The following is a 23,441-nucleotide window of genomic DNA, read 5'->3' as shown; positions in this document are numbered from 1 at the left end:
ACGCTTTTTGAACCGTCTGGTGATCGCCATCACGAAATGAAAAAATGGTCAAAATGCGATCTTGTTTCATTCAAAGAAACTCATGATGATTATGTGGAACCGGTTTCCTACATACTCTCACAACAACAACAGGATCACATCCGATGGCCAAAAATTATGCCGCGCTGGCGCAAGACGTTGTCAGCGCGCTTGGCGGCAAAGACAACATCGTCGCCGTCACCCATTGCATGACGCGACTGCGTTTCGTCCTGAAAGACGAAACCGCTACCGATACCGCACGCCTGAAAAATATCAGCGGCGTACTGGGCGTGGTACGTAACGACAACCAGTGCCAGGTGATTATCGGCAATACCGTTTCTCAGGCGTACCGTGAGGTGGTAAGCCTGCTGCCAACCGACCTGCAGCCTGCCGTACCGGAAGGCCCACAGAAATTGACCCTGCGCCGCATCGGTGCCGGGATCCTCGACGCGCTGATTGGCACCATGTCGCCGCTGATCCCGGCGATCATCGGCGGCTCGATGGTCAAGCTGCTGGCGATGATCCTTGAGATGACCGGCGTGCTGGAGAAAGGCGCGCCGACGCTCACCATTTTGACCGTCATCGGCGACGGGGCGTTCTTTTTCCTGCCGCTGATGGTGGCAGCATCTGCCGCCGTGAAATTCAAAACCAACATGTCGCTGGCGATCGCCATTGCAGGCGTGCTGGTGCATCCGAGCTTTATCGAGCTGATGGCGAAAGCCGCGCAGGGTGAGCACGTCGAATTCGCGTTTATCCCGGTGACGGCGGTGAAATACACCTACACAGTGATCCCGGCGCTGGTGATGACCTGGTGCCTGTCGTATATCGAACGCTGGGTGGATCGCATTACGCCTGCGGTGACGAAAAACTTCCTCAAGCCGATGCTGATCGTGCTGATTGCCGCCCCGCTCGCCATCGTGCTGATTGGGCCGCTGGGGATCTGGATCGGCAGCGCCATCTCCGCGCTGGTCTACACCATTCACGGCTATCTGGGCTGGCTCTCCGTGGCGATCATGGGCGCGCTCTGGCCGCTGCTGGTCATGACCGGGATGCACCGCGTCTTTACCCCGACTATCATTCAGACCATTGCCGAAACGGGTAAAGAGGGGATGGTGATGCCGTCGGAAATCGGTGCCAACCTGTCGCTCGGCGGTTCATCCCTGGCGGTGGCATGGAAAACGAAAAACCCGGAGCTGCGTCAGACGGCGCTGGCCGCGGCGGCTTCCGCCATCATGGCGGGCATCTCTGAACCGGCGCTGTACGGCGTGGCGGTTCGCCTGAAACGCCCGCTGATTGCCAGCCTGATTAGCGGCTTTATCTGTGGCGCGGTGGCCGGTATTGCGGGGCTTGCCAGCCACTCAATGGCGGCGCCGGGGCTGTTTACCAGCGTGCAGTTCTTCGATCCGGCCAACCCGATGACCATTGTCTGGGTATTCGGCGTCATGGCGCTGGCGGTCGTGCTCTCCTTCATGCTGACCCTGATATTAGGCTTTGAAGATATCCCGGTCGAAGACGAGGCTGAAAAAGCCCGCGCCCTGCAGAGCGCGCCGGTGCAGGCCAAAACCGCACAAGTTTAACCGTATAACGAGGTAGAAATGTCTGTTTTTCCACAAGGATTTTTATGGGGCGGCGCGCTTGCCGCCAACCAGAGCGAAGGCGCTTACCGTGAAGGCGGCAAAGGGCTGACCACGGTCGACATGATCCCTCACGGCGCAAACCGCCTGGCGGTGAAGCTTGGTAAGGAAAAGCGTTTTTCGCTGCGTGACGACGAGTTTTACCCAAGCCACGAGGCGATCGATTTTTACCATCGCTACAAAGAGGACATCGCCCTGATGGCGGAGATGGGCTTTACGGTGTTCCGCACCTCGATTGCCTGGAGCCGCCTCTACCCGAACGGCGACGAACCGCTGCCGAACAAAGAGGGCATTGCCTTCTATCGAGCGGTGTTTGAAGAGTGCAAAAAGTACAACATTGAGCCGCTGGTCACCCTGTGCCACTTCGATGTGCCGATGCATCTGGTGACGGAGTACGGCTCCTGGCGCAACCGCAAGATGGTGGATTTCTTCGCCCGCTACGCCCGCACCTGTTTCGAAGAATTTAACGGCCTGGTGAAATACTGGCTCACCTTCAACGAGATCAACATCATGCTGCACAGCCCGTTCTCCGGCGCGGGGCTGGTGTTCGAAGAAGGTGAAAACGAAGATCAGGTGAAATACCAGGCCGCGCACCACGAGCTGGTCGCAAGCGCGCTGGCGACCAAAATCGCCCACGAGGTAAACCCGGAAAACCAGGTCGGCTGCATGCTGGCGGGCGGGAATTTCTACCCTTACTCCTGCAAGCCGGAAGACGTATGGATGGCGCTGGAGAAAGATCGCGAGAACCTGTTCTTTATCGACGTGCAGGCGCGCGGCAGCTATCCGGCCTACTCCGCCCGCGTGTTCCGCGAAAAAGGGGTGGTGATTGTGAAAGATCCGGGCGACGACGAACTGCTGAAAAACACCGTCGACTTTGTCTCGTTCAGCTATTACGCCTCGCGCTGCGCGTCGGCCGATATGAATGCGAACAATACCAATGCGGCGAACATCGTCAAATCCCTGCGCAACCCGCATATTCAGGTGAGCGAATGGGGCTGGGGCATCGATCCGCTCGGCCTGCGCATCACCATGAACATGATGTACGACCGCTATCAGAAACCGCTGTTCCTGGTGGAAAACGGCCTTGGCGCAAAAGATGTCATTGATGAAAACGGCGAAATTAACGATGACTACCGCATCAGCTATCTGCGCGAGCATATCCGCGCGATGGGCGATGCCATTGAGGACGGTGTGCCGCTGATGGGCTATACCACCTGGGGCTGCATTGACCTGGTGGCGGCCTCAACGGGCGAAATGAGCAAGCGCTACGGGTTTGTCTATGTTGACCGCGACGATGCCGGAAACGGCACGCTGGAGCGCAAACGCAAGAAGTCGTTCTGGTGGTATAAGAAGGTGATTGCGAGTAACGGGGGGGATCTGGCGTAGCCTGTTGCTTCCCCCTCACCCCGGCCCTCTCCCCACAGGGGAGAGGGTGTATTTTGTCCCCTATCCCCTATGGGGAGAGGGTTAGGGTGAGGGGCTGGAACCCACCCTTTCCAACCCACCCCGCAAGCCGTGAATAGACCACTTCCACCGCGGCTTTCACCGGGGGTGTCATCGGGTAATAAAACCCGACAATGTCCGGCTGAATGCCTAAAAACAGCACCTCGCCAACGTCCTCTTTGATCTGATCCACCAGATAGTTAAGCGGCATATTATGCGTGGTCATCATGAACATGTCGGCAATGTCGTCCGGGTCGATCAGGCGGATGTCCCCCGGGTTCAGCCCCATATCCGTAGCATCGACAATCAACAGCCGATCAGGGTGCAGCTCGCGGATGGCCACCACGTCGTTTTCCGGCGCGCTGCCGCCGTCAATCACCACCCAGTTGCCCTGCGGATTCGCGGCACACATCTCTGCCAGCAGCGGGCCTGCGCCGTCGTCGCCCATCATGCTGTTGCCGACACACAGTAAAACGTCAGTCACGTAATCTCCTCACCATCAGGTAGATGGCACTTTCCTGATGAATATCATGCAGCATGCTGAGCAGCGTTTTGCTCCACGCCTGCTGTTCGGGGGTTTGCCGTTTCAGCGCCGCGTCAAACGCGTTCGCCAGCATCGCAATATGGTTGGCGTCGATAACGATTTCACCGTACTTCGGTACCCCTTCCATTTTGCGCCGCGCCGTACTGCCCTCCTCCAGCGTGGCGATCCACGCCAGATAGTCGGACCACGGGCAGCTCAGCGCCGCCTCCAGGCAGTCGATCACCCCGAGGTGATGCCCAATCGCCAGGCTGTAATAGACCACCTGCTGCGCCGCGTCCGGCGTGGCATCGTTCTCATCAATAAATTTACGGCTCAGCTGACTGAACACCACCGTCTCACTCATCGGATACGCGCCTCATCCACAATGCTGTTCAGGTTCGCCACAATCTCATTGAGACGCGGGTCGTTTTCCGCCTCCAGCCAGCGCGCCACCTGGTGCTCGCCCTGGCTCAGCAGGCGCAGGTAATCGTCGGCAATCTGACGGCCATAGCGATAGCCCGCCAGCCTGCGCGCCGTGCGATCTACCTTCACCCGCAGCGGCTGCACCATGTCCGGGTGCAGGATCATCGCAGGCTGATTGTCGGGTTCACCCGGTTCACGGGCGTGGATTTTCTGCTCCAGCAGGCCGAGCGCCATGGCAAAGCCGTACAGCGTGGCGGCAGGCGTCGGCGGACAGCCCGGAATGTAGACGTCCACCGGCACGATTTTGTCGGTGCCGCCCCACACGCAGTAGAGGTCATGGAAGATGCCGCCGCTGTTACCGCACGCCCCATAGGAGATACAGATTTTCGGATCGGGCGCAGACTGCCAGGCGCGCAGCGCGGGCGAGCGCATGGCGCGGGTGACGGCCCCGGTGAACAGCAGAATGTCGGCATGACGCGGAGACGGCACCACTTTGATGCCGAAGCGTTCGGCGTCAAACAGCGGTGACAGCGTGGCGAAGATCTCAATCTCGCAGCCGTTGCAGCCGCCGCAGTCCACGCGGTAAACGTAGGCCGAGCGTTTGATTTTTTTCAACAGCGACGCCTTCATGCTGGCGATGGACTCCTCCACCGTCATTGGCACCGGAATGCCCCGCTCGTCGCGCGGACCGAGTAAGTTTTCCATCAGCTGGCCTCTCTCATATGACGGGTGATATCGATGCGGTCGGACGGCAGCAGACATTTCTGCCGTTTGCATTCCGGGCAGGTTTCAAAGCTTTCGCGATGATGCTCCGCGCGGGCATCGCCGTTGTGCTTAAGCAGCGCGATGGCGTAGTCGATCTCTTTTTGCACGGCGAACGGACGTTTGCATACGCGGCAGTTACACAGGGCAAAACGCGACTGCTGCAAAAAATCCTCTTTCTTCCACACCGCCAGCTCGTACTCCTGAGACAGACGAATGGCGACCGTCGGGCAAACCTCTTCGCAGCGGCCGCAGAAGATGCAGCGTCCGAGGTTAAACTGCCATGCCAGTTGGCCGGTTTTCAGATCCGTTTCCACCGTCAGGGCATTCGACGGACAGGCGTTGACGCAGGCCGCACAGCCGATGCACTGCTGCGGGTTGTGCTCCGGCTTGCCGCGAAAGTTTTTATCCACCGGCATCGGCCCCAGCGGATAGCGGCTGGTGGGCGTGCCGGTTTTGATCACTTTTTTGATAAAGGTAAACATGACGAGTCCTTATTTCAGCGGCGAGTTCTTACGCTCGATGCTGTAGCGCTCAAGCTCTTTGTACGGCACCACCTGGCTTTTCTTCTTGCGCACGTCCACCACGGTCATGCGGTCGGTGCAGGAGTAGCACGGGTCGAGGCTGCCGATGATCAGCGGCGCGTCGGAGACCGTGTTGCCGCGCAGCATATAGCGCAGGGTTGGCCAGTTGGCGTAGGTGGCCGCACGGCAGCGCCAGCGGTAAAGCTTCTGGTTATCGCCGGTCATGCTCCAGTGGATGTCGTCCCCGCGCGGCGCTTCGGCAAAGCCGAGGGCAAAGCGGTTCGGGATGTAGGTGAAGCCCTCCACCATCAGCGGGCCGCCCGGCAGGTTATCGAGCCCAAAGTCGATCATATTCAGCGCGGTGAAGACCTCGTTGATACGCACCTTCAGGCGGGAGATGACGTCGCAGCCCTGTTCGCTGTGTACGGTCATTGGCAGCAGGCCGTAACCGACAAACGGGTGATCGGCGCGGGTGTCGCGGGCGTGGCCGCTGGCGCGCACCATCGGGCCAACGTTGCTGAAGTCGCGGGCGATCTCCGGATCAAGACGGCCGATCCCCACGGTACGCTGCTCGATGTTGGGCGTGCTGAGCAGCATATCCACCAGCTCCTGCACGTCGCGACGCATCTGCTGTGCCAGCTGTCGGGTCTGGATCATGTCGTTTTTAAGCAGGTCACGGCGGATCCCGCCGATCAGGTTCAGACCGTAGGTTTTACGCGCCCCGGTGAGGATCTCCGCCATCTTCATCGACGCCTCGCGCACGCGGAAGAACTGCATAAACCCGGAGTCGAAACCGACAAAGTGACAGGCCAGACCGAGATTCAGCAGGTGCGAGTGCAGACGTTCCACTTCCAGCAAAATGGCGCGGATCATCTGCGCGCGCTCCGGCACCACGAGCCCCATGCCGTTCTCCACCGAGGTGGTATAGGCGGTGCTGTGGGCGAAGCCGCAGATGCCGCACACGCGGTCCGAGAGGAATGTCACCTCGTTATAGCCCATCCGGGTTTCCGCCAGCTTTTCCATGCCGCGATGGACGTAGAACAGGCGGTAGTCGGCGTCGATAATGTTTTCGCCATCAACAAACAGGCGGAAGTGGCCTGGTTCATCAGAGGTGACGTGCAGCGGGCCAATCGGCACCACGTTGTTCTTTTTGTTGCCGAGTTCGTTAATGAACTCGTAGGTTTCGCTGTCGGTGGTTGGGGCCGGACGCTGGCGGTAATCCATGCTGTCCTTGCGCAGCGGATACAGTTCGTCCGGCCAGTCGTCCGGCAGCACCAGGCGGCGTTCATCCGGCAGCCCCACCGGCACCAGGCCATACATGTCACGCACTTCGCGCTCGCCCCAGACGGCGGCAGGCACGCGCGGTGTGACGGACGGGTACTCCGGCTTGTTCGGGTCGACTTCCACGCGCACAGTAAGCCAGCACTTCTCGCCCTGCTCCATCGACATCACGTAGTACACCGCGTAATTGCCGCACAGCTGACGCTCGTCATTGCCGAACAGCACCGACAGCCAGCCACCCTGCTGGTAGTAAAGAAATTCCACCACTTCCGGCAGATAGTTCACCTTAATGGTGACGGTTACCTGGTCTTTGGTCTGCCATCCTTCATCCAGCACAACACCCGGAAAAGCCTGATGCAACGCGGCGAGATACTGCTGACCTTTCTTTTCTTCAGACATAAATACTCTCTTTAATCACGCCACCAGCAAGGAGACGAACGCTAAAAATGCAAAACCAAAACCGGCCCAGGTGATGCGCGAGGTCGCGACAAAGCGCAGACGCGCCATGCTGTTTTCAAACAGGGCAATCACCAGCACGCCGACCAGCAGCTTGAGCGCGGCAACCACCACGGCCAATAACAGTCCCCCAGCGGAGAAGTGCGTCATCTGCCCCCACGGGAAGAAGACGCCAACAAACATCTGCAGGACCACCAGCTGCTTAAGGCTGATGCCCCACTTAAGCACCGCAAAGCCGTAGCCGCTGTATTCGGTGAGCGGCCCTTCCTGCAACTCCTGCTCGGCTTCTGCGAGGTCAAACGGCAGTTTGCCCATCTCAATAAAGGTGGCGAACGCGCAGGCGCAAAGGGCCAGCACTAGCGGGAGGGTACGTGACACCGGCCAGTGGTAAACGGTGTGGGTGATAAAGCTGATATGGGTGGAACCCGCGACCTGCGCGGCCACCCACAGCCCCAGCAGCAGGATCGGTTCGACCAGCACGCCCAGCATCGCCTCGCGGCTGGCGCCGATACCGGTAAACGGGCTGCCGGTATCCAGGCCCGCAATAGCAAAGAAGAAGCGGGCAATGGCGAAGAGGTAAATCAGCGTAATCAGATCCCCAAGTGCAGGCAGCGGCGAGCCCACCGTCACTACCGGCAGCGCGGTGGCGATGGTCAGCATCACGCCGACCATCACGAACGGCGTCAGGCGGAAGACCCAGCCTGCGGCATCCGGCGCCACGCTCTGGCGGGAGAGCAGCTTGAAGAGATCGCGGAACTCCTGGAGCACGCCAGGCCCGCGACGGTTGTGCATCCGGGCGCGCGCCACGCGCGTGATGCCCGACAGCAGTGGCGCAACGGCGAACAGCACCAGCGCCTGAAGTATTGCCAGTAACAGACTCATGTCAGGCTCCTCGTGAAATCACAATGACCACCAGCACCGCCAGCTCGATCAGCGCCAGACGGCGGAACAGCGCAGGTACGGCGGCGCTCTGCCAGCCCGGCATCCAGCCCACCGGGTTCAGCCAGTGGCGCAGCTTCAGCACGGCAGCGAAGTTCTCTTTCACCGGCATGGCAAAACCGTGGGCGGTGATGACCATCGATTGTTCGTGTTCGTAGCCGCAGGCCCAGGCCGCCCCGCGCGAGCGGGAGGGGAGTCGGTCGCGCCTGAAGAACAGCATCAGCACAAACGGCAGCAGCGGTGCGGCAATCAGCAGCAGCGCCATCATCGGCTGGGAGACGGTGGTATGGGCGGTGGTCAGCGGCAGTGGAATGGCGTTACCCAGCAGCGGCAGCAGCCATGGGGCGGCGACCCCGCCCGCGATGCAGCACAGCGCCAGCGCGACCACGCTGGCACACATCAGTACCGGGGCGCAGCAGGCGTTTTCCGCTTCGCGGGTGCGCGGTGCGCCGAGGAAGGTGACGCCGTAGACTTTTGCCATACACATCACCGCCAGCGCCCCGGTTATCGCCAGCCCAACCGCCAGCAGCGGGCCGAGCAGTCGGGCGATAAAGGCGTCGCTCTGACCGAGCGCGAAGAAGGACTGGTAGATCACCCACTCTCCCGCAAAGCCGTTCAGCGGCGGCAACGCGGCCATCGCCATCAGCCCGACCAGCATGGCGAGAGAAATCAACGGCATCTTTTTGCCAATGCCGCCGAGTTTTTCGATATCCCGATGACCAGTACGGAACCAGACGCTGCCCGCGCCCAGGAACAGGGTGCTTTTAAACAGGCTGTGGTTAACGAGGTGATACAGCCCCCCGATAAACCCGGCGGCAATCAGCGCCGGTTGATTAAGTGCCAGGCCGGTCACGCCTGCGCCGATGCCGAGCAGGATAATGCCGATATTTTCCAGGGTGTGGTACGCCAGCAGACGCTGAATGTTGTGCTCCATCAGCGCATACAGCCCGCCGACAAAGGCGGTAACCATACCTGCGATAAGCAGCGCGACACCCCACCACAGCGGCGGCTGGCCGCCGGTCAGGGTGATCGTCAGAACGCCGAACAGACCGACTTTCATCACCACGGTGGAGAACAGCGCGGCAGCGGGTGCAGAGGCATTCGCGTGCGCCTGCGGCACCCAGCCGTGCAGAGGGATGATCCCGGCCAGCAGGCCAAAGCCCACCACGCCCAGCAGCCAGACGTCATTTCCCAGCGGCTGACCGTTAAGCGCTGCGAAGTCGAGCGTGCCGAAACGTTGCCACACCAGCCAGCAGACCAGCGCCAGCAGCAGCGTGCCGAGGCGACCGAGCGCAAACCACAGCTTGCCGGAGGCGCTACATCCCGTCAGGAATACGCCGCAGAGCGCCATGATCTCCGCCATCACCACCAGCGCGCCGAGGTTGCTGGCAATGACGGTGCAGACCGCCGACGCCAGCAGCAGGTTAACCAGCAGACCATTCGCACGGGTGTGCTGATGGCGGTGCCAGTCAATATTGAACAGGCTGATAAACACCCCGCACAGGCCAAAAGTCACCAGCCAGATGGCGTTCAGCGGCGTGAGCTGAACGGTATGACGGACGATCGGAATCATTGCTTCGGCGGTCTGGCCGCTGAGTAACACTGCCGTACCTGCTGCCAGCGTCATCAGGCTGCCCACCGCCCCGCCGATACCGGCGATCCAGCCGCTCAGGGTTTTATGGAATGACAGGAGCCACGCCAGCACAGCAGCGGCGGCAAAGTACGCCACGGCGCTGTTAATCATGAATATCGCGTTCATTTCGCCCCCTCGTTAAGCGCCTGAAGCAGAGAAAGATCGCCGACGTCGGTATTAATGGTCAGCTCGCGCTTGCGTTTGCTGGTGCGGGCAATATCGCGAATGTTGACCAGAATCAGCGCTTTGGTCGGGCAGGTGCGCACGCAGGCCGGGCCCTGCTCATCGAAGCTGCACAGGTCGCACTTCACCGCCACCGCACGCACGCCGGGCACCCAGTCAAGCAGCGTACTGACACGTGCCGGAGCCGGGGGAGCAGGCGGCGCTTTTGGAGTATTGGCATTCGCCGGAATATGCAGCGGACGGCTGCCGGAAAATTCAATCGCACCGAACGGGCAGGCTATGCCGCACAGCTTGCAGCTCACGCACAGGCTTTCGTTCAGCTGTACCGCGCCGTCAACGCGGGTGATGGCATTCACCGGACAGACGCCTGCGCACGGCGCATCTTCACAATGGTGGCAGAGCTGCGGGGCAGACTCTTTTTCATTACGCATGACGCGCAGGCGCGGCATGGACTGGAGCCCGTGCAGGCGGTGCGTTTCCGAACAGGCCGCCTCACAGGTTCGACAGCCAATACAGACCGTCGAGTCAGCAATTACAAAACGGTTCACCGGGTCATCCTCTGGTGATAGTCATTTTTGACGAAAAACTGTCATGTCGACACTTCTCGACACGTGATGATCAGGCCACGTCCGCTGAGGCGTGTTCATCCATCAGCTGCTTCAGGTTGACCGGGAGATCGTGTTCAACGGCGGTGTACAGACCGTTATAAACCGGCGCGATTTTTTCCAGATAGTGCTCCAGCACCTGCTGGCGATCGCGGTTGCTGACGTGACCGTCAACCATGCCGTCGGCCATCAGTTGCGCCTTCGCAATACACTGTTTTTCACCCTCTTTTGTCTCGACGTAGTACTCGATGGTGTGGCTGTTGAAGGTGTCGGCCAGGGTGACGTAAATCGTGAAATGGCCGAACAAAACAAAGCGCATATCCCCCTGCGCCGCACAGCTCATGGCGTGGTGAAGACGGGCTTTGGAGAGGGTGATCCCCTGGACCAGTGAGTTGCAGTAAAGGTGCCACTGGTCCTGTAACTGCTGGTGACGCTGCGCGATGTAATCCGCTTTTTCGCTAATTTCCCAAATAGTCATAGAAGGTATCCGGTTAATGGAGATAGCGGCTGTTAAGCAGATTCCATGCCAGTTTTTAATGCTTTGATATTTAATGGATTTAATTCAAAACAGGCTGTCAACGTGAGGGTGTCGACGTGTCATTTCGACAGCGTTGACATCGTCACCCCCTAACCAAAACCAGGCTGGCATTGTTATTGCATTAACGGGGCAATTCATTAAGGAGGCGTCATGCACGAAATCACCCTCTGCCAGCGGGCACTGGAACTCATCGAACAGCAGGCAGCGCAAAACCACGCGACGCGCGTGACCGGCGTCTGGCTGAAGGTCGGGGCCTTTTCCTGCGTCGAAACCAGCGCCCTCACCTTCTGTTTTGAGCTGGTGTGCCGCGGCACGCTGGCGGAAGGCTGCGAACTTCATATTGAAGAGCAGCAGGCGGAGTGCTGGTGCGAGCAGTGTCAGCAGTACGTCACTCTGCTGTCGTCGAAGGTCCAGCGCTGCCCACAGTGTCAGCACACCGGCCTTCGCATCGTGGCGGATGACGGGATGCAGATCCAACGCCTTGAAATCGAGAAGGAGTAAAGTATGTGTAGTACCTGCGGTTGCGCCGAAGGCAACCTGTATATCGAAGGGGATGAACACCGTCCTCACTCCGCGTTTCGCTCCGCCCCTTTTACCCCCGCACCGCGTCCGGCAGCGGCACTCACCGGCATTCGCTTTGCGCCTCAACGCTCCGATATGGGCGATCTTCATTACGGCCACGGCGAGGCGGGTACCCATGCGCCGGGCATGAGCCAGCGCCAGATGCTGAACGTAGAAATCAACGTACTCGATAAAAACAACCAGATCGCCGCCCGCAACCGCGCCCGGTTTGCCGCACGTCAACAGCTGGTGCTCAACCTCGTCTCCAGCCCCGGCTCCGGCAAAACCACGCTGCTGACGGAAACGCTCAAACGCCTGAACGAACGCGTCTCCTGCGCAGTGATCGAAGGCGATCAGCAAACGGTCAACGATGCCGCCCGTATTCGTGAAACCGGCACCCCGGCGATTCAGGTCAATATCGGTAAAGGCTGCCATCTGGATGCGCAGATGATTGCCGATGCCGCGCCGCGTCTGCCACTGGCGGATAACGGCATTCTGTTTATCGAAAACGTCGGCAATCTGGTCTGCCCGGCCAGCTTCGATCTCGGGGAGCGGCATAAAGTGGCGGTCCTCTCGGTGACCGAAGGAGAAGACAAGCCGCTCAAATATCCGCATATGTTTGCCGCCGCGTCGCTGATGCTGCTGAACAAAGTGGACCTGCTGCCGTACCTGAATTTCGACGTGGATAAATGTCTGGCTTATGCCCGTGAAGTGAACCCGGACATTGCGATCCTGCTGGTCTCCGCCACACGCGGCGACGGCATGGCGCACTGGCTAAACTGGCTGGAGAGTGAACGATGTGCATAGGCGTCCCTGGACAAATCCATTCCATTGACGGAAACCAGGCCAAAGTGGAGGTCTGCGGCATATTACGCGACGTCGATTTAACGCTGGTGGGCAGCACCGATGAGACGGGGGTCTCGCGCCTTGGTCAGTGGGTGCTGGTACACGTGGGGTTTGCCATGAGCGTGATTAATGAAGCGGAAGCACGCGACACGCTGGATGCCCTGCAAAACATGTTTGATGTGGAGCCGGACGTCGGCGCGCTGCTGTACGGCGAGGAACGGTAATTATGCGTTACGTTGATGAATACCGCGCACCTGAGCAGGTGATGCAGCTTATCGGTCATCTGAAAACGCGGGCCGCCCTGCTGAAACACACGGCGGAAAAGCCGCTGCGGATCATGGAAGTCTGCGGCGGGCACACCCATGCCATTTTCAAATTTGGCCTCGATCAGCTGCTGCCGGACAACATAGAGTTTATCCACGGCCCGGGCTGCCCGGTTTGCGTGCTGCCCATGGGGCGCATCGACAGCTGTATCGAGATCGCCAGCCAGCCTGACGTCATTTTCTGTACCTTTGGCGACGCGATGCGCGTGCCGGGGAAAAAGGGCTCGCTGCTGCAGGCCAAAGCCCGCGGCGCGGATGTGCGCATCGTGTACTCGCCGATGGATGCCCTGAAGCTTGCAACCGATAACCCTGGCCGAAAGGTGGTATTTTTCGGGCTGGGTTTTGAGACCACCATGCCCGCTACGGCGATCACGCTGCAGCAGGCAAAACGCAGCAATGTCACCAATTTTTTCTTTTTTTGTCAGCACATTACGCTTATTCCGACGCTGCGCAGCCTGCTGGACGCCCCGGACAACGGCATTGACGCGTTCCTGGCACCGGGCCATGTCAGCATGGTGATCGGTACCGGGGCCTACGGCTTTATCGCTGACGATTACCATCGCCCGTTAGTCGTCGCTGGTTTCGAACCTCTTGATCTACTGCAAGGCGTCACCATGCTGGTTGAGCAGAAAATAGCAGCCCTGAGCGCGGTGGAAAATCAGTACCGCCGCGTGGTGCCGGATGCCGGAAATGAACGGGCGCAGCAGGCGATAGCTGACGTGTTTAGCGTTGAGGGCGACAGCGAGTGGCGCGGGCTGGGGTTGATTGCTGAATCCGGCGTGCGCCTGACCCCAGCCTACCGGTCGTTTGATGCAGAAACGCATTTCCGCCCACAGCCACAACAGGTTTGCGACGATCCCCAGGCCCGCTGCGGCGAGGTCCTTACCGGAAGATGTAAACCCCACCACTGCCCGTTATTTGTCAACACCTGTAACCCGCAAACGGCATTTGGCGCGCTGATGGTCTCTTCCGAAGGGGCATGTGCCGCGTGGTATCAGTACCGCAACCAGGAGAGTGAAGCATGAACACGGTTGAAATGGCGCACGGCAGCGGCGGTCTGGCGATGCAGCAGCTGATAAACCGGCTGTTTATGGAGGCCTTTGATAACCCCTGGCTCGCCGAGCAGGAAGACCAGGCCCGCATTGACCTCGCTTCCCTCACCGCCCAGGGCGACAGGCTGGCCTTCTCCACCGACAGCTATGTGATTGACCCGCTGTTCTTCCCCGGCGGCGATATCGGCAAGCTGGCCGTCTGCGGTACCGCGAACGATGTCGCCGTCAGCGGTGCCATTCCGCGCTACCTCTCCTGCGGATTTATCCTTGAAGAAGGTTTGCCGATGGAGACGCTCGCGGCGGTGGTCAGCAGCATGGCGCACACCGCGCGCGAGGCAGGGATTGCTATCGTCACCGGCGATACCAAGGTGGTGCAGCGCGGCGCGGCGGATAAGCTCTTTATCAACACCGCCGGGATGGGGGCGATCCCCGCCGATATTCACTGGGGCGCGCAGCAACTGGCCGTGGGCGACGTGCTGCTGGTCAGCGGCATGCTGGGCTGTCACGGGGCGACCATTCTTAACCTGCGCGAAGGGCTGGGGCTGGACGGGGAACTGCGCAGCGACTGCGCGGTGCTCACCCCGCTTATCCAGACGCTGCGGGCGATCCCCGGCGTGAAAGCCCTGCGGGATGCCACCCGTGGCGGCGTCAATGCCGTGGTGCATGAGTTCGCGGCCTGCTGCGGCTGCGGTATTGAACTTACTGAGCGCAGCCTGCCCGTGAAGCCTGCGGTTCGCGGACTGTGCGAGCTGCTGGGACTGGATCCGCTCAATTTTGCTAATGAAGGCAAGCTGGTGATAGGCGTTGAGCGCACCGCGGCCGAAGCCGTACTTGAACAGTTGCGGGCGCATCCGTCAGGAAAAGAGGCCGCGATAATTGGTGAGGTGGTTGAGCGCAAAGGGGTGCGCCTGGCCGGACTGTATGGCGTGAAGCGCACGCTGGATCTGCCGCACGCGGAACCGTTACCCCGCATTTGCTAGAACCGCGCGAAAAGCGGTCGGCACGGAATTTATTTTTTTGCCCGTTTCTACTGGAAAGCACTATGCCGTATACACCGATGAGCGATCTCGGACAGCAGGGTCTGTTCGACATTACGCGAACACTTTTACAGCAGCCCGACCTGGGTGCGCTGAGCGATGCCCTGACGCGCCTGGTCAGGCAATCTGCACTGGCAGACAGCGCCGCCATTGTGCTCTGGCATAGCGGGAGCCATCGTGCGAGCTACTTCTCCACACGAGAAAACGGAAAAGCGTTTGAATACGAAGACGAAACGTATCTCGCTCACGGGCCGATACGCCGTATTCTTTCCCGGCCGGAAGCGCTGCACTGCAATTTTGAGGAGTTCCGTCAGGCGTGGCCGATGCTGGCCCGGAGCGCCTTATATCAGCCGTTTGGTCATTACAGCCTGCTGCCGCTGGCGGTGGAAGGCCACATTTTTGGTGGCTGCGAGTTTATCCGCAATACCGACCAGCCGTGGAGCGAGGCGGAATATGAGCGTCTGCACACCTTTACCCAGATAGTGGCCGTCGTCGCCGAGCAGATCCAAAGCCGCGTCAGCAATAATGTGGATTACGACCTGCTGAGCCGTGAGCGCGACAACTTCCGCATTCTGGTGGCAATCACCAACGCCGTGCTCTCCCGTCTCGACATGGATGAGCTGGTCAGCGAAGTGTCGAAGGAGATCCATCACTACTTCAAAATTGACGCCATCAGCATTGCCTTGCGTGGCCATCGCAAGGGCAAGCTCAACATCTACTCCACGCACTATCTCGACGAAGCGAACCCGGCCCATGAGCAGAGCGAGGTGGATGAAGCGGGAACCCTTTCTGAACGGGTGTTTAAAAGTAAGGAGATCCTGCTGCTCAATCTCAGCGAGCAGGATGTGATGGCGCCTTACGAGCGAATGCTGTTTAACATCTGGGGCAACAAAATCCAGACTCTGTGCCTGCTGCCGTTGATGTCCGGTAACACCATGCTGGGCGTTCTGAAGCTGGCGCAGTGTGAGGAAGGGGTGTTCACCACCGCCAACCTGAAGCTGCTGCGTCAGATTGCCGAGCGTATCTCCATCGCGCTGGATAACGCGCTGGCGTATCAGGAGATCCACCGTCTGAAAGAACGGCTGGTGGATGAAAACCTGGCGCTGACGGAACAGCTTAACAATGTCGACAGCGAGTTTGGCGAAATCATTGGACGCAGCGATGCCATGTACAGCGTGCTCAAACAGGTGGAGATGGTCGCGCAAAGCGACAGTACAGTGCTGATCCTGGGCGAAACCGGTACGGGTAAGGAGCTGATTGCCCGCGCGATCCACAATCTCAGCAACCGCAACAGCCGCCGGATGGTGAAAATGAACTGTGCCGCCATGCCTGCGGGTCTGCTGGAAAGCGATCTCTTTGGCCATGAGCGCGGTGCGTTTACCGGTGCCAGCAGCCAGCGCCTGGGCCGTTTCGAGCTGGCGGATAAAAGCTCGCTGTTCCTCGACGAAGTGGGCGATATGCCGCTGGAGCTACAGCCTAAACTGCTGCGTGTGCTGCAGGAACAGGAGTTCGAACGTCTTGGCAGCAATAAGCTGATTCAGACCGACGTGCGGCTGATTGCCGCCACCAACCGCGATCTGAAAAAAATGGTCGCCGACCGCGAGTTTCGCAGCGACCTCTACTATCGCCTGAACGTGTTCCCGATTTGCCTGCCGCCCCTGCGCGAGCGCCCGGAAGATATCCCGCTGCTGGTCAAAGCGTTTACCGCCAAAATTGCCCGCCGGATGGGACGCAACATCGACAGCATTCCCGCCGAGACGTTACGCACCCTTTCCTCGATGGAGTGGCCCGGCAACGTGCGCGAGCTGGAAAACGTCATTGAGCGTGCGGTGCTGCTGACGCGCGGTAATGTGCTGCAACTCTCCCTGCCGGAGGTTTCTCTGCCGGACTCTCCCGCGGCCGCGACCGACGTGGCCCAGGACGGGGAAGATGAATATCAATTGATCGTCCGCGTACTGAAAGAGACCAACGGCGTGGTGGCCGGGCCGAAAGGGGCAGCCCAGCGTCTGGGGTTAAAACGCACCACCCTGCTGTCGCGCATGAAGCGCCTTGGAATAGATAAAGAGAGCCTGATTTAAGGCGCATTCCGGCGGTGCTTTCTGGCACCGCCTTTTGTCACCCTGCGTTATTGTCCCTCATTGACACACAATATTTTCCTCTGTATAAAATTCCGCCTTAATAATGAGTTTCATTTGCATCAAAAATAACTTTAATGAAGGGTAGCGTTTAATGAAGAAGGTCATCTGCGCGTTAGGCCTGGCGGTTGCGTCGGTCAGTTCTGCTCTGGCAACCACGTATCCTCTGACCATTGAAAACTGCGGTTATAAAGAGACCTTCACCAAAGCGCCGGAACGCGTCGTGGCCCTTGGTCAAAATACCGTTGAGATTTTGCTTCTGCTGGGTCTGGAAGATAAGGTGAAGGCCAGCGCCTTCTGGCCGACCAAAGTGCTGCCGCAGCTGGCGGAACAGAATGCCAAAATTAAAACGCTCACCGTCGAAATTCCTACGCTGGAATCTATCCTTGCGCAAAACCCCGATTTTGTTCCTGCACAATTGCCGCTGCTGCTCGGGCCAGAAAGTAAGGTCGCAAAACGTGAGGATCTGGCTACCGTCGGCGTGAACAGCTATTTATCACCGGGCATGTGCGCCACTAAAAAAGCCTCGGGCGATATGTACGGCAGCCGCCAGAAGCTGTGGGACATGACATACCTTTATAAAGAGATTGAAGATTTCGCCAAAATTTTCAACGTTGAAGACCGTGGTCAGGCCGTTATCGCCAGCTTCAAAAAACGTGAGGCAGACCTGCGCAAAGAATTTGGCAAAAGCAAAAAAGACCTCTCCTTTGTCTTCTGGTTCTCAAGCGCCTCCCCTTCTGCTGATGCCTACGTGGGCGGTAAAAACAGCGCCTCAGGCTTTATCGCTGACGTACTGGGTGGCCATAACGCCATCACCGCCGAGGCCGAATGGCCAACCGTGGGCTGGGAAAGCATCATTGCCGCTAACCCGGACGTGATTGTGGTCTCAAGCCTCGACCGTAACCGCTGGGCGCTGGATAACGCGGAAGAGAAAATCAAATTCCTGAAAAGCGATCCGGCCGTCAGCCAGCTTGATGCCGTCAAAAAAGGCCATATCGTGGTGATGGACGGCCAGGCAATGAACCCGACGATCCGTACCATTTATGGCGCTGAACAGGTGGGCGAACAGCTCAGAAAACTGGGGCTGAACTGATGACGGCAGCCGTACTTCAGGCCCGACAGGGCCTGTTCCTGACCACTTCCGCTCTGCTGGCTATTGTCCTGTTGTTTCTGGTTATCGCCCTAGGCGTAAGCGTCGGAGAGTTGTCGATTCCGCTGTCCAATGTCTTTTATGCTATCGGTAATAAGCTGGGGCTGACCGCGGTTCCGCTCAACCGCATCTATGAGAGCGTGATCTGGGACTTCCGCCTGAGCCGCGCGCTGGTGGCGGCCTGCTGCGGCGCGGGGCTGGCTATCTGCGGCGCGGTTTTGCAGAGCCTGCTGAAAAACGCGCTGGCTGAACCTTACGTGCTCGGCGTCTCTGCGGGGGCGTCCACCGGCGCGGTTTCCGTCGTGGTGCTGGGGATGGGGACCGGCGCGGTGTCGCTCTCTGCGGGCGCGTTTGCCGGCGCATTCGCCGCCTTTGCGTTTGTCGCCTTTCTGACCAACGGCGCGCGCGGCGGCAACGAGCGCACCATTCTGGCGGGCGTAGCCGCCTCTCAGCTCTTCAACGCCATCACCGCCTATACCATCAGCACCTCTGCCAGCGCGCAGCAGGCGCGTGATGTGATGTTCTGGCTGCTGGGCAGCTTTAGCGGTGTACGCTGGCCTGAATTCCAGCTGGCACTGGTTGTGGTGCTGATTGGGTTAGCCATTTGCCTCTACTATTCCCGGGCGCTGGATGCCTTTACCTTTGGTGACGACGCCGCGGCCTCGCTGGGGATTGCCGTCCCCTGGGTGCGCCTGGCGCTCTTTACCACCACCGCATTGATTACTGCAACCATCGTCAGCATGGCGGGCTCAATCGGCTTTGTCGGGCTGGTGGTTCCGCACGTCATGCGTTTCTTGTTCGGTCCTCTGCATCGAACCCTGCTGATTGCCAGCGCACTGGCGGGTGCGATCCTGATGGTGCTGGCAGATATCGCCTCGCGCATGCTGATTGCCCCGCAAAGTTTGCCCGTCGGGGTGGTAACCGCCCTGGTTGGCGTGCCGTTCTTTGCCGTGATCATCTACCGCTCAAGGAATAAGTAATGAGTATCTGCGCTGAAAATATTACCTGGAAGGTAGGCAAAAAGGTCATCGTCAATAACGTGTCGCTCAAGGTGGCGCGCGGTGAAACGGTAGGACTGCTTGGCCCTAATGGTTGCGGTAAATCATCGCTTCTGCGCATTCTGGCTGGCCTGCGCCGCCCGGATGCGGGCTGTGTGACGCTGGACGGTCAGGACATTTCCCGCATCGCCAAAAAGCAACTTGCGCGCCGGGTGGCCTTCGTTGAACAGCACGGTATGACCGATGCCAATATGCGCGTTCGCGATGTCGTCAAACTCGGTCGTATCCCGCATCACTCCCCGTTCTCGAACTGGAGCAAGCAGGATGACGAGACCGTTACCGCCGCCCTGCAGCGGGTGGATATGCTGGAAAAAAGCGATCAGGGCTGGCTGAGCCTCTCCGGCGGGGAGCGCCAGCGCGTGCATATCGCCAGGGCGCTGGCGCAGACGCCTACAGAAATTTTGCTGGATGAACCGACCAACCACCTGGACATTCACCATCAGATGCAGCTGATGCACCTGATAAGCGACCTGCCGGTGACCAGCATTGTGGCTATTCACGATCTCAACCATGCATCGATGTTCTGCGATTCGCTGATTGTGATGCAGCAGGGGCAAATCGTGGCCACCGGAACGCCGCAGGAGATCCTCTCTGAGGCGTTGCTCTGGGACGTTTTTCGGGTCAAAACCAAAATCGAGATCTCGCCGTTCCATGGCAAAAAGCACATTCACTTTATCGTTTAAGCGCCCGTAACATGATGCCCCTGCGCCCTGCCACAACGCTCTGGCCGCCCGTCTTACTGGGCAGCCAGTTTGTGTTTAACATCGGTTTTTACGCGGTCGTTCCCTTCCTGGCGATCTTTTTGCGCGACGACATGCTGCTTTCCGGCGGCCTTATCGGGCTGATTCTGGGGCTGCGTACCTTTTCGCAGCAGGGGATGTTCATCGTCGGCGGTGCGCTCTCAGACCGCTTTGGTGCCAAAATCATTATCCTCTGCGGCTGCGTCATCCGCATTGCGGGTTATCTGCTGCTGGCATTTGGACACGCGCTCTGGCCCATCATCCTTGGCGCCTGTCTGACTGGTATTGGCGGCGCGTTGTTCTCTCCCTCCATCGAAGCGCTGCTGGCCAGGGCGGGTACGCATAGCGAGACTAAAGGTCAACGCAGCCGTGCAGAGTGGTTTGCGCTGTTTGCCGTCTGCGGTGAACTCGGCGCGGTGCTGGGCCCGGTTGTCGGGGCGTTGCTCACGGGGCTGGGGTTTCGCCAGGTGGCGCTGGCGGGGGCGGGGGTCTTCGTCGTCGCGCTGATTGTGCTCTACTTCTGCCTTCCGGCTGCGCAACACAGCAAGCAGGCACTCAATATTGTTCCCTGGTGGACAACCTTCCGTCAGCCGCGCTTTGTCGCCTTTATCATCGCCTACAGCTCGTGGCTGTTGAGCTACAACCAGCTCTATCTGGCGCTGCCCGTAGAGATCCAGCGTGCCGGTGGTAACGAGAAAGATCTCGGCCCCCTGTTTATGCTGGCCTCTGTGCTGATCATCACCTTGCAGCTTCCGCTGGCCCGCTTTGCGCGACGCGTGGGTGCGGTGAGAATTTTGCCGGTGGGCTTTTTGCTGCTCTCGGCATCCTTTGCGAGCGTGGCGGTGTTCGCCCCGACGGTGCCGCCGGAAGGCTGGCTGCGCTTGCTGCCGTCGGTATGTTTTGTGGCGCTATTAACGCTTGGGCAAATGCTGCTGGTGCCCTCGGCGAAAGATCTGGTTCCTCGTTTTGCGGAGGAATCGACGCTTGGCGCGCACTACGGCGCACTCGCCACCGCAGGCGGTGTTGCGGTGCTGCTGGGGAATTTGCTGTTTGGCAGTCTGCTGGATCGTGCGCTTGTCCCTTCGCCGCAGGCGATGTCCCCCTGGCTGCTGCTGGCCCTGTTCCCGCTATGCAGCGCGATCGCCATGAAGATCATTTGTCGCCCTTTCACACGCTGAGACGGTTACTTTTTCGGGCGATACTTTTCCGGTAATTCCGGTACCGGGCGACGATCGTCAAGCAGATGGCGTAACGTCAGGATGGGGTGACGCCACAGCATGCGGGGCCCCGCCCAGCGCATAATCTGCTTCATCTCTTCACGCCGGGCGGGCTGATAGCAGTGTACCGGACACTGTTTACAGGCCGGTTTTTCCTCACCAAAGACGCACTTATCCAGACGCTTATCCGCATAGGCATTCAGCGCCTGATAATGTCCCTCTTCCTGAGAAGCCTCCGGGCACTGCTTTTCATACAGAGCGATCATTCTGGCGATCGTCTTTTTTTCCCGTGAAATACGTTTACCAGACATAGCGGCTCACCGACCAAAAACATGCATTAATAATACTCCTTTATCTGCCACTTTTCAGTCGTTGCATTTCGTTTTCTGAAGCCGCCTTCCACTATTAAGCCCACCCCCACCCTTTTTTACTGGTATTTTATACAGGCATTAACAACACGCGTCGCTCATCGTTACGGAGGCTATATGCAAGAGATCGCCACGACCAAACACTATCGCCACTTAAAAGTCGGTTATTTCAGAAAGCGTCACGAAGACCGGAAGACCAAAATCCCGCGACGTTACAGCGTACATGCGGCGTTGAGCTTAAAAGGCGACTGGCTGGAGCAGGCAGGGTTTACTACCCACTCTCAGGTCAGGGTGGGGGTTGAACAGGGGAAAATTGTCATCGAACTACTGAAAGAAGATCTCAGCGAGAGCAGAAGAAAATAGGACGCTTACCGACGGTAAATAGAAACCCTCTGGGCCCTTGTTTCAGAATGGTATAGTTCAATTTATGGTTCGGATAAATAAAGAAATCAGGCAACACGTCGCCGAGCACATTATCCGGCAGGGAGTCTTCATTAACCTCATGGATCTTCACGGAGGTAAACTGGAAAGAGTCTTTGTTTTCGGTCCAGATATAAGACACATCCCGGCGGATAGAGGCTATCGCCTTCTCATTTTTAAAATATGTCCCGCTTAGCGCGATGACCCCGGTCTGCTTTTGCATGGTGTACATAAAATCCAGCGTCAGGTTTGCGCGGGCATCTTCATGGTAAACAACAACAGAAACTGAACAGGCTTCCGTATTTTGTTTTTTTTCTAAGTGATAATGATAAAGCCAGGACGTCAGCGCCCCAACGGCAAACAGGACGAGACACAGGATGGCAGTAGACTTTTTAGTCACTGATTGTACCCCCTAAAATAAAGCGTAACGCATCCTGCATCTTCTTCTTGCTCATACGGTTTTCTGCAAATGAGTACAGAAAGTGCCGGAGCCGTGCTGGATGAAGAGAAGTAGGCCCAGGGGTATTTTTTACAATCAAGCCCTGTTCGCATGATAATTTGCTTATAACGCGTGAAGTTACCCCTGCTTTTAATATCATCGTTTCGTGAGAAAAAATGGCAGCCATTTTCCGTACTGCTTATGGTGTAGTCTTTAAAAAAGTCTTTTCTGGAATAGTCATGGACCGCCAGATGAAGAATAAAATAGCCCAGCCCAAAAGAGAGGGCCATAAAAAGCAGTGGAAGATAGCGACGATAGTGATGACGCGGGGTCTTATCTTTCACCTGAACGGCAGCAGTTTCCGCAATCACCTCTTTCGAGCCGCTGACAGGCTGGGCTTCTGCTATCGCGCTTTCTGATTCTGTTACGTCGTTTTCAATTCGGCTGACCTTAACTTCTTTTTTAATCTGGAACCCTTTTCTGGGTACCGTGGCAACCAGCGTGTCGTCAGTCTCTCCCGTCGTGCGCAGCCCACGCCGGATAATGGAGATATTCTGATAAAGGGTATTGGCCGGAACTAACATTCCGTCTTCACCCCAAACTTTAGTGAAGAAATCCCTTTGATTAACCACTTCCGGGGCGGACTCAAGCAGAAGAACCAGACAACGACTGGCTGGCGTGGTCAGAATGACGCTCAACTCCGGTCGGGTCATAGAGACAAGTAAGTTTTTCTCTGGACAAAATTTAATATTATCGTTAATTATCCAGAACATATGAGACTCACTATGCAATAAACAGAATCAGAAAACTGTTGCCAGAGTTAGCAAGTATACTCTGCGAATATTCCTTGTCAAAGCAGTAAGTTATGGTGTTTGTTCAGCAGTAACACCGAAATAAAATAATGTCAGCATAATAGAATATTATCCCCACATCGAAGACAAATACGTTTCTGAAACAGAAAAAAAGGATGACGTTATATTCTGACGCCTTTATTCCCGTTTACGTTTAATACGCAAGGAATATCGCGCGGTGTTCCTTTAGCGTTACCGGTGATCTTGACCCGCCATTTCCGGACAGCTTTTGTATCTTAAGTTAACGATGCCCGCTGCCGCCGGTATTCTCTCGGAGAGTGA

Annotated in this window: 25 protein-coding genes; 13 read left to right on the top strand and 12 right to left on the bottom strand. The window is 58.1% G+C overall.

Annotated elements, in window-relative coordinates; all coding sequences use genetic code 11:
• Positions 1 to 143 precede the first annotated feature (143 nt).
• Together ascF and AX755_RS14450 are read left to right on the top strand one after the other, a co-directional pair.
• Positions 144 to 1,595: a PTS cellobiose/arbutin/salicin transporter subunit IIBC gene (gene ascF, locus AX755_RS14455; protein WP_062856975.1), complete on the top strand. Its 1,452-nt coding sequence runs from the start codon at positions 144 to 146 to the stop codon at positions 1,593 to 1,595.
• Between the two features lie 18 nt (positions 1,596 to 1,613).
• The gene (locus tag AX755_RS14450) at positions 1,614 to 3,038 is read left to right on the top strand and encodes a 6-phospho-beta-glucosidase (protein WP_062856974.1); all 1,425 of its coding nucleotides are present in this window, start codon (positions 1,614 to 1,616) and stop codon (positions 3,036 to 3,038) included.
• Positions 3,039 to 3,105: 67 nt separating this feature from the next.
• Here the strand turns inward: AX755_RS14450 and hycI are convergent, their stop codons facing one another.
• The 9 genes from hycI to hycA form a co-directional block, all read right to left on the bottom strand.
• A complete protein-coding gene (hycI, locus tag AX755_RS14445) occupies positions 3,106 to 3,579 on the bottom strand; it encodes a hydrogenase maturation peptidase HycI (RefSeq protein WP_013098461.1) in 474 nt (157 codons plus the stop codon).
• On the bottom strand, positions 3,572 to 3,982 hold the full coding sequence (locus tag AX755_RS14440; RefSeq protein WP_014833049.1) for a formate hydrogenlyase maturation HycH family protein: 411 nt from the start codon (positions 3,980 to 3,982) through the stop codon (positions 3,572 to 3,574). The genes hycI and AX755_RS14440 overlap by 8 nt, the downstream gene beginning before the upstream one ends.
• A complete protein-coding gene (locus AX755_RS14435) occupies positions 3,979 to 4,746 on the bottom strand; it encodes an NADH-quinone oxidoreductase subunit B family protein (protein ID WP_014833050.1) in 768 nt (255 codons plus the stop codon). The genes AX755_RS14440 and AX755_RS14435 overlap by 4 nt, the downstream gene beginning before the upstream one ends.
• Complete coding sequence (locus tag AX755_RS14430) at positions 4,746 to 5,288, bottom strand: formate hydrogenlyase complex iron-sulfur subunit (RefSeq protein WP_062856973.1); 543 nt, start codon at positions 5,286 to 5,288, stop codon at positions 4,746 to 4,748. The genes AX755_RS14435 and AX755_RS14430 overlap by 1 nt, the downstream gene beginning before the upstream one ends.
• Positions 5,289 to 5,297: 9 nt before the next feature.
• A complete protein-coding gene (hycE, locus tag AX755_RS14425) occupies positions 5,298 to 7,007 on the bottom strand; it encodes a formate hydrogenlyase subunit HycE (RefSeq protein WP_062856972.1) in 1,710 nt (569 codons plus the stop codon).
• A 15-nt stretch (positions 7,008 to 7,022) separates the two neighbouring features.
• Positions 7,023 to 7,946 carry a respiratory chain complex I subunit 1 family protein gene (locus AX755_RS14420; protein ID WP_062856971.1) on the bottom strand — a complete coding sequence of 308 codons (924 nt, stop codon included), beginning with the start codon at positions 7,944 to 7,946 and terminating at the stop codon, positions 7,023 to 7,025.
• Position 7,947: 1 nt separating this feature from the next.
• Positions 7,948 to 9,762, bottom strand: a complete 1,815-nt coding sequence (gene hycC / locus AX755_RS14415) for a formate hydrogenlyase subunit 3 (protein WP_062856970.1) — start codon at positions 9,760 to 9,762, stop codon at positions 7,948 to 7,950.
• Complete coding sequence (locus tag AX755_RS14410) at positions 9,759 to 10,367, bottom strand: 4Fe-4S dicluster domain-containing protein (RefSeq protein WP_013098468.1); 609 nt, start codon at positions 10,365 to 10,367, stop codon at positions 9,759 to 9,761. The genes hycC and AX755_RS14410 overlap by 4 nt, the downstream gene beginning before the upstream one ends.
• 70 nt (positions 10,368 to 10,437) lie before the next feature.
• Positions 10,438 to 10,902 (bottom strand): formate hydrogenlyase regulator HycA, encoded by a 465-nt coding sequence (hycA, locus tag AX755_RS14405; protein WP_013098469.1) that lies wholly within the window; start codon positions 10,900 to 10,902, stop codon positions 10,438 to 10,440.
• A gap of 210 nt (positions 10,903 to 11,112) precedes the next feature.
• Here hycA and hypA point away from each other — a divergent pair, with 210 nt between their 5' ends.
• The 10 genes from hypA to AX755_RS14355 all read left to right on the top strand — a co-directional run bounded on the left by hypA (position 11,113) and on the right by AX755_RS14355 (position 21,042).
• Positions 11,113 to 11,463 carry a hydrogenase maturation nickel metallochaperone HypA gene (hypA, locus tag AX755_RS14400; RefSeq protein ID WP_014833056.1) on the top strand — a complete coding sequence of 117 codons (351 nt, stop codon included), beginning with the start codon at positions 11,113 to 11,115 and terminating at the stop codon, positions 11,461 to 11,463.
• A gap of 3 nt (positions 11,464 to 11,466) precedes the next feature.
• Positions 11,467 to 12,330, top strand: coding sequence for a hydrogenase nickel incorporation protein HypB (gene hypB, locus AX755_RS14395; protein WP_062856969.1), 864 nt, complete (start codon positions 11,467 to 11,469; stop codon positions 12,328 to 12,330).
• Complete coding sequence (locus tag AX755_RS14390) at positions 12,321 to 12,593, top strand: HypC/HybG/HupF family hydrogenase formation chaperone (RefSeq protein ID WP_020689280.1); 273 nt, start codon at positions 12,321 to 12,323, stop codon at positions 12,591 to 12,593. Before hypB ends, AX755_RS14390 begins: the two co-directional genes overlap by 10 nt.
• 2 nt (positions 12,594 to 12,595) lie before the next feature.
• Positions 12,596 to 13,717 (top strand): hydrogenase formation protein HypD, encoded by a 1,122-nt coding sequence (gene hypD / locus AX755_RS14385; protein ID WP_062856968.1) that lies wholly within the window; start codon positions 12,596 to 12,598, stop codon positions 13,715 to 13,717.
• Complete coding sequence (gene hypE, locus AX755_RS14380; RefSeq protein WP_062856967.1) at positions 13,714 to 14,724, top strand: hydrogenase expression/formation protein HypE; 1,011 nt, start codon at positions 13,714 to 13,716, stop codon at positions 14,722 to 14,724. Before hypD ends, hypE begins: the two co-directional genes overlap by 4 nt.
• A gap of 62 nt (positions 14,725 to 14,786) precedes the next feature.
• A complete protein-coding gene (gene flhA, locus AX755_RS14375; RefSeq protein ID WP_029883188.1) occupies positions 14,787 to 16,859 on the top strand; it encodes a formate hydrogenlyase transcriptional activator FlhA in 2,073 nt (690 codons plus the stop codon).
• Between the two features lie 151 nt (positions 16,860 to 17,010).
• Complete coding sequence (locus AX755_RS14370) at positions 17,011 to 18,009, top strand: ABC transporter substrate-binding protein (RefSeq protein WP_013098477.1); 999 nt, start codon at positions 17,011 to 17,013, stop codon at positions 18,007 to 18,009.
• Positions 18,009 to 19,046 (top strand): FecCD family ABC transporter permease, encoded by a 1,038-nt coding sequence (locus AX755_RS14365; protein WP_013098478.1) that lies wholly within the window; start codon positions 18,009 to 18,011, stop codon positions 19,044 to 19,046. The genes AX755_RS14370 and AX755_RS14365 overlap by 1 nt, the downstream gene beginning before the upstream one ends.
• Complete coding sequence (locus AX755_RS14360) at positions 19,046 to 19,807, top strand: ABC transporter ATP-binding protein (RefSeq protein ID WP_013098479.1); 762 nt, start codon at positions 19,046 to 19,048, stop codon at positions 19,805 to 19,807. The genes AX755_RS14365 and AX755_RS14360 overlap by 1 nt, the downstream gene beginning before the upstream one ends.
• A gap of 14 nt (positions 19,808 to 19,821) precedes the next feature.
• Entirely contained in the window at positions 19,822 to 21,042 is a 1,221-nt protein-coding gene (locus tag AX755_RS14355) for an MDR family MFS transporter (protein ID WP_062856980.1), read from the top strand.
• Between the two features lie 5 nt (positions 21,043 to 21,047).
• Here the strand turns inward: AX755_RS14355 and AX755_RS14350 are convergent, their stop codons facing one another.
• Positions 21,048 to 21,392 carry a nitrous oxide-stimulated promoter family protein gene (locus AX755_RS14350; protein ID WP_062856966.1) on the bottom strand — a complete coding sequence of 115 codons (345 nt, stop codon included), beginning with the start codon at positions 21,390 to 21,392 and terminating at the stop codon, positions 21,048 to 21,050.
• A 174-nt stretch (positions 21,393 to 21,566) separates the two neighbouring features.
• Between AX755_RS14350 and AX755_RS14345 the strand changes: the two genes are divergently transcribed.
• On the top strand, positions 21,567 to 21,812 hold the full coding sequence (locus tag AX755_RS14345) for a SymE family type I addiction module toxin (protein WP_013098482.1): 246 nt from the start codon (positions 21,567 to 21,569) through the stop codon (positions 21,810 to 21,812).
• On the opposite strand, the gene AX755_RS14340 is transcribed toward AX755_RS14345, so the two are convergent.
• Positions 21,790 to 22,269 carry a membrane protein gene (locus AX755_RS14340; RefSeq protein ID WP_023621089.1) on the bottom strand — a complete coding sequence of 160 codons (480 nt, stop codon included), beginning with the start codon at positions 22,267 to 22,269 and terminating at the stop codon, positions 21,790 to 21,792. The genes AX755_RS14345 and AX755_RS14340 overlap by 23 nt on opposite strands.
• Positions 22,266 to 23,081 carry a winged helix-turn-helix domain-containing protein gene (locus AX755_RS14335; protein ID WP_038984748.1) on the bottom strand — a complete coding sequence of 272 codons (816 nt, stop codon included), beginning with the start codon at positions 23,079 to 23,081 and terminating at the stop codon, positions 22,266 to 22,268. The genes AX755_RS14340 and AX755_RS14335 overlap by 4 nt, the downstream gene beginning before the upstream one ends.
• Between the last annotated feature and the right edge of the window lie 360 nt (positions 23,082 to 23,441).

This window comes from Enterobacter sp. SENG-6, from assembly GCF_001605945.1.
Lineage (GTDB): Bacteria > Pseudomonadota > Gammaproteobacteria > Enterobacterales > Enterobacteriaceae > Enterobacter > Enterobacter cloacae.
Note: the sequence above shows the minus strand (reverse complement) of the source record. Positions and strands in the feature narration are given on the sequence as shown.

Coding starts and splice junctions, on each gene's coding strand:
- AX755_RS14435 (WP_014833050.1), bottom strand. CDS start 4,746: ATGGAAAACTTACTCGGTCCGCGCGACGAGCGGGGCATTCCGGTGCCA.
- AX755_RS14370 (WP_013098477.1), top strand. CDS start 17,011: ATGAAGAAGGTCATCTGCGCGTTAGGCCTGGCGGTTGCGTCGGTCAGT.
- hypA (WP_014833056.1), top strand. CDS start 11,113: ATGCACGAAATCACCCTCTGCCAGCGGGCACTGGAACTCATCGAACAG.
- AX755_RS14450 (WP_062856974.1), top strand. CDS start 1,614: ATGTCTGTTTTTCCACAAGGATTTTTATGGGGCGGCGCGCTTGCCGCC.
- hypE (WP_062856967.1), top strand. CDS start 13,714: ATGAACACGGTTGAAATGGCGCACGGCAGCGGCGGTCTGGCGATGCAG.
- flhA (WP_029883188.1), top strand. CDS start 14,787: ATGCCGTATACACCGATGAGCGATCTCGGACAGCAGGGTCTGTTCGAC.
- hypB (WP_062856969.1), top strand. CDS start 11,467: ATGTGTAGTACCTGCGGTTGCGCCGAAGGCAACCTGTATATCGAAGGG.
- AX755_RS14365 (WP_013098478.1), top strand. CDS start 18,009: ATGACGGCAGCCGTACTTCAGGCCCGACAGGGCCTGTTCCTGACCACT.
- hycA (WP_013098469.1), bottom strand. CDS start 10,902: ATGACTATTTGGGAAATTAGCGAAAAAGCGGATTACATCGCGCAGCGT.
- AX755_RS14390 (WP_020689280.1), top strand. CDS start 12,321: ATGTGCATAGGCGTCCCTGGACAAATCCATTCCATTGACGGAAACCAG.
- AX755_RS14360 (WP_013098479.1), top strand. CDS start 19,046: ATGAGTATCTGCGCTGAAAATATTACCTGGAAGGTAGGCAAAAAGGTC.
- AX755_RS14430 (WP_062856973.1), bottom strand. CDS start 5,288: ATGTTTACCTTTATCAAAAAAGTGATCAAAACCGGCACGCCCACCAGC.
- AX755_RS14355 (WP_062856980.1), top strand. CDS start 19,822: ATGCCCCTGCGCCCTGCCACAACGCTCTGGCCGCCCGTCTTACTGGGC.
- AX755_RS14420 (WP_062856971.1), bottom strand. CDS start 7,946: ATGAGTCTGTTACTGGCAATACTTCAGGCGCTGGTGCTGTTCGCCGTT.
- hycE (WP_062856972.1), bottom strand. CDS start 7,007: ATGTCTGAAGAAAAGAAAGGTCAGCAGTATCTCGCCGCGTTGCATCAG.
- hypD (WP_062856968.1), top strand. CDS start 12,596: ATGCGTTACGTTGATGAATACCGCGCACCTGAGCAGGTGATGCAGCTT.
- AX755_RS14335 (WP_038984748.1), bottom strand. CDS start 23,081: ATGTTCTGGATAATTAACGATAATATTAAATTTTGTCCAGAGAAAAAC.
- hycC (WP_062856970.1), bottom strand. CDS start 9,762: ATGAACGCGATATTCATGATTAACAGCGCCGTGGCGTACTTTGCCGCC.
- AX755_RS14350 (WP_062856966.1), bottom strand. CDS start 21,392: ATGTCTGGTAAACGTATTTCACGGGAAAAAAAGACGATCGCCAGAATG.
- AX755_RS14440 (WP_014833049.1), bottom strand. CDS start 3,982: ATGAGTGAGACGGTGGTGTTCAGTCAGCTGAGCCGTAAATTTATTGAT.
- ascF (WP_062856975.1), top strand. CDS start 144: ATGGCCAAAAATTATGCCGCGCTGGCGCAAGACGTTGTCAGCGCGCTT.
- AX755_RS14345 (WP_013098482.1), top strand. CDS start 21,567: ATGCAAGAGATCGCCACGACCAAACACTATCGCCACTTAAAAGTCGGT.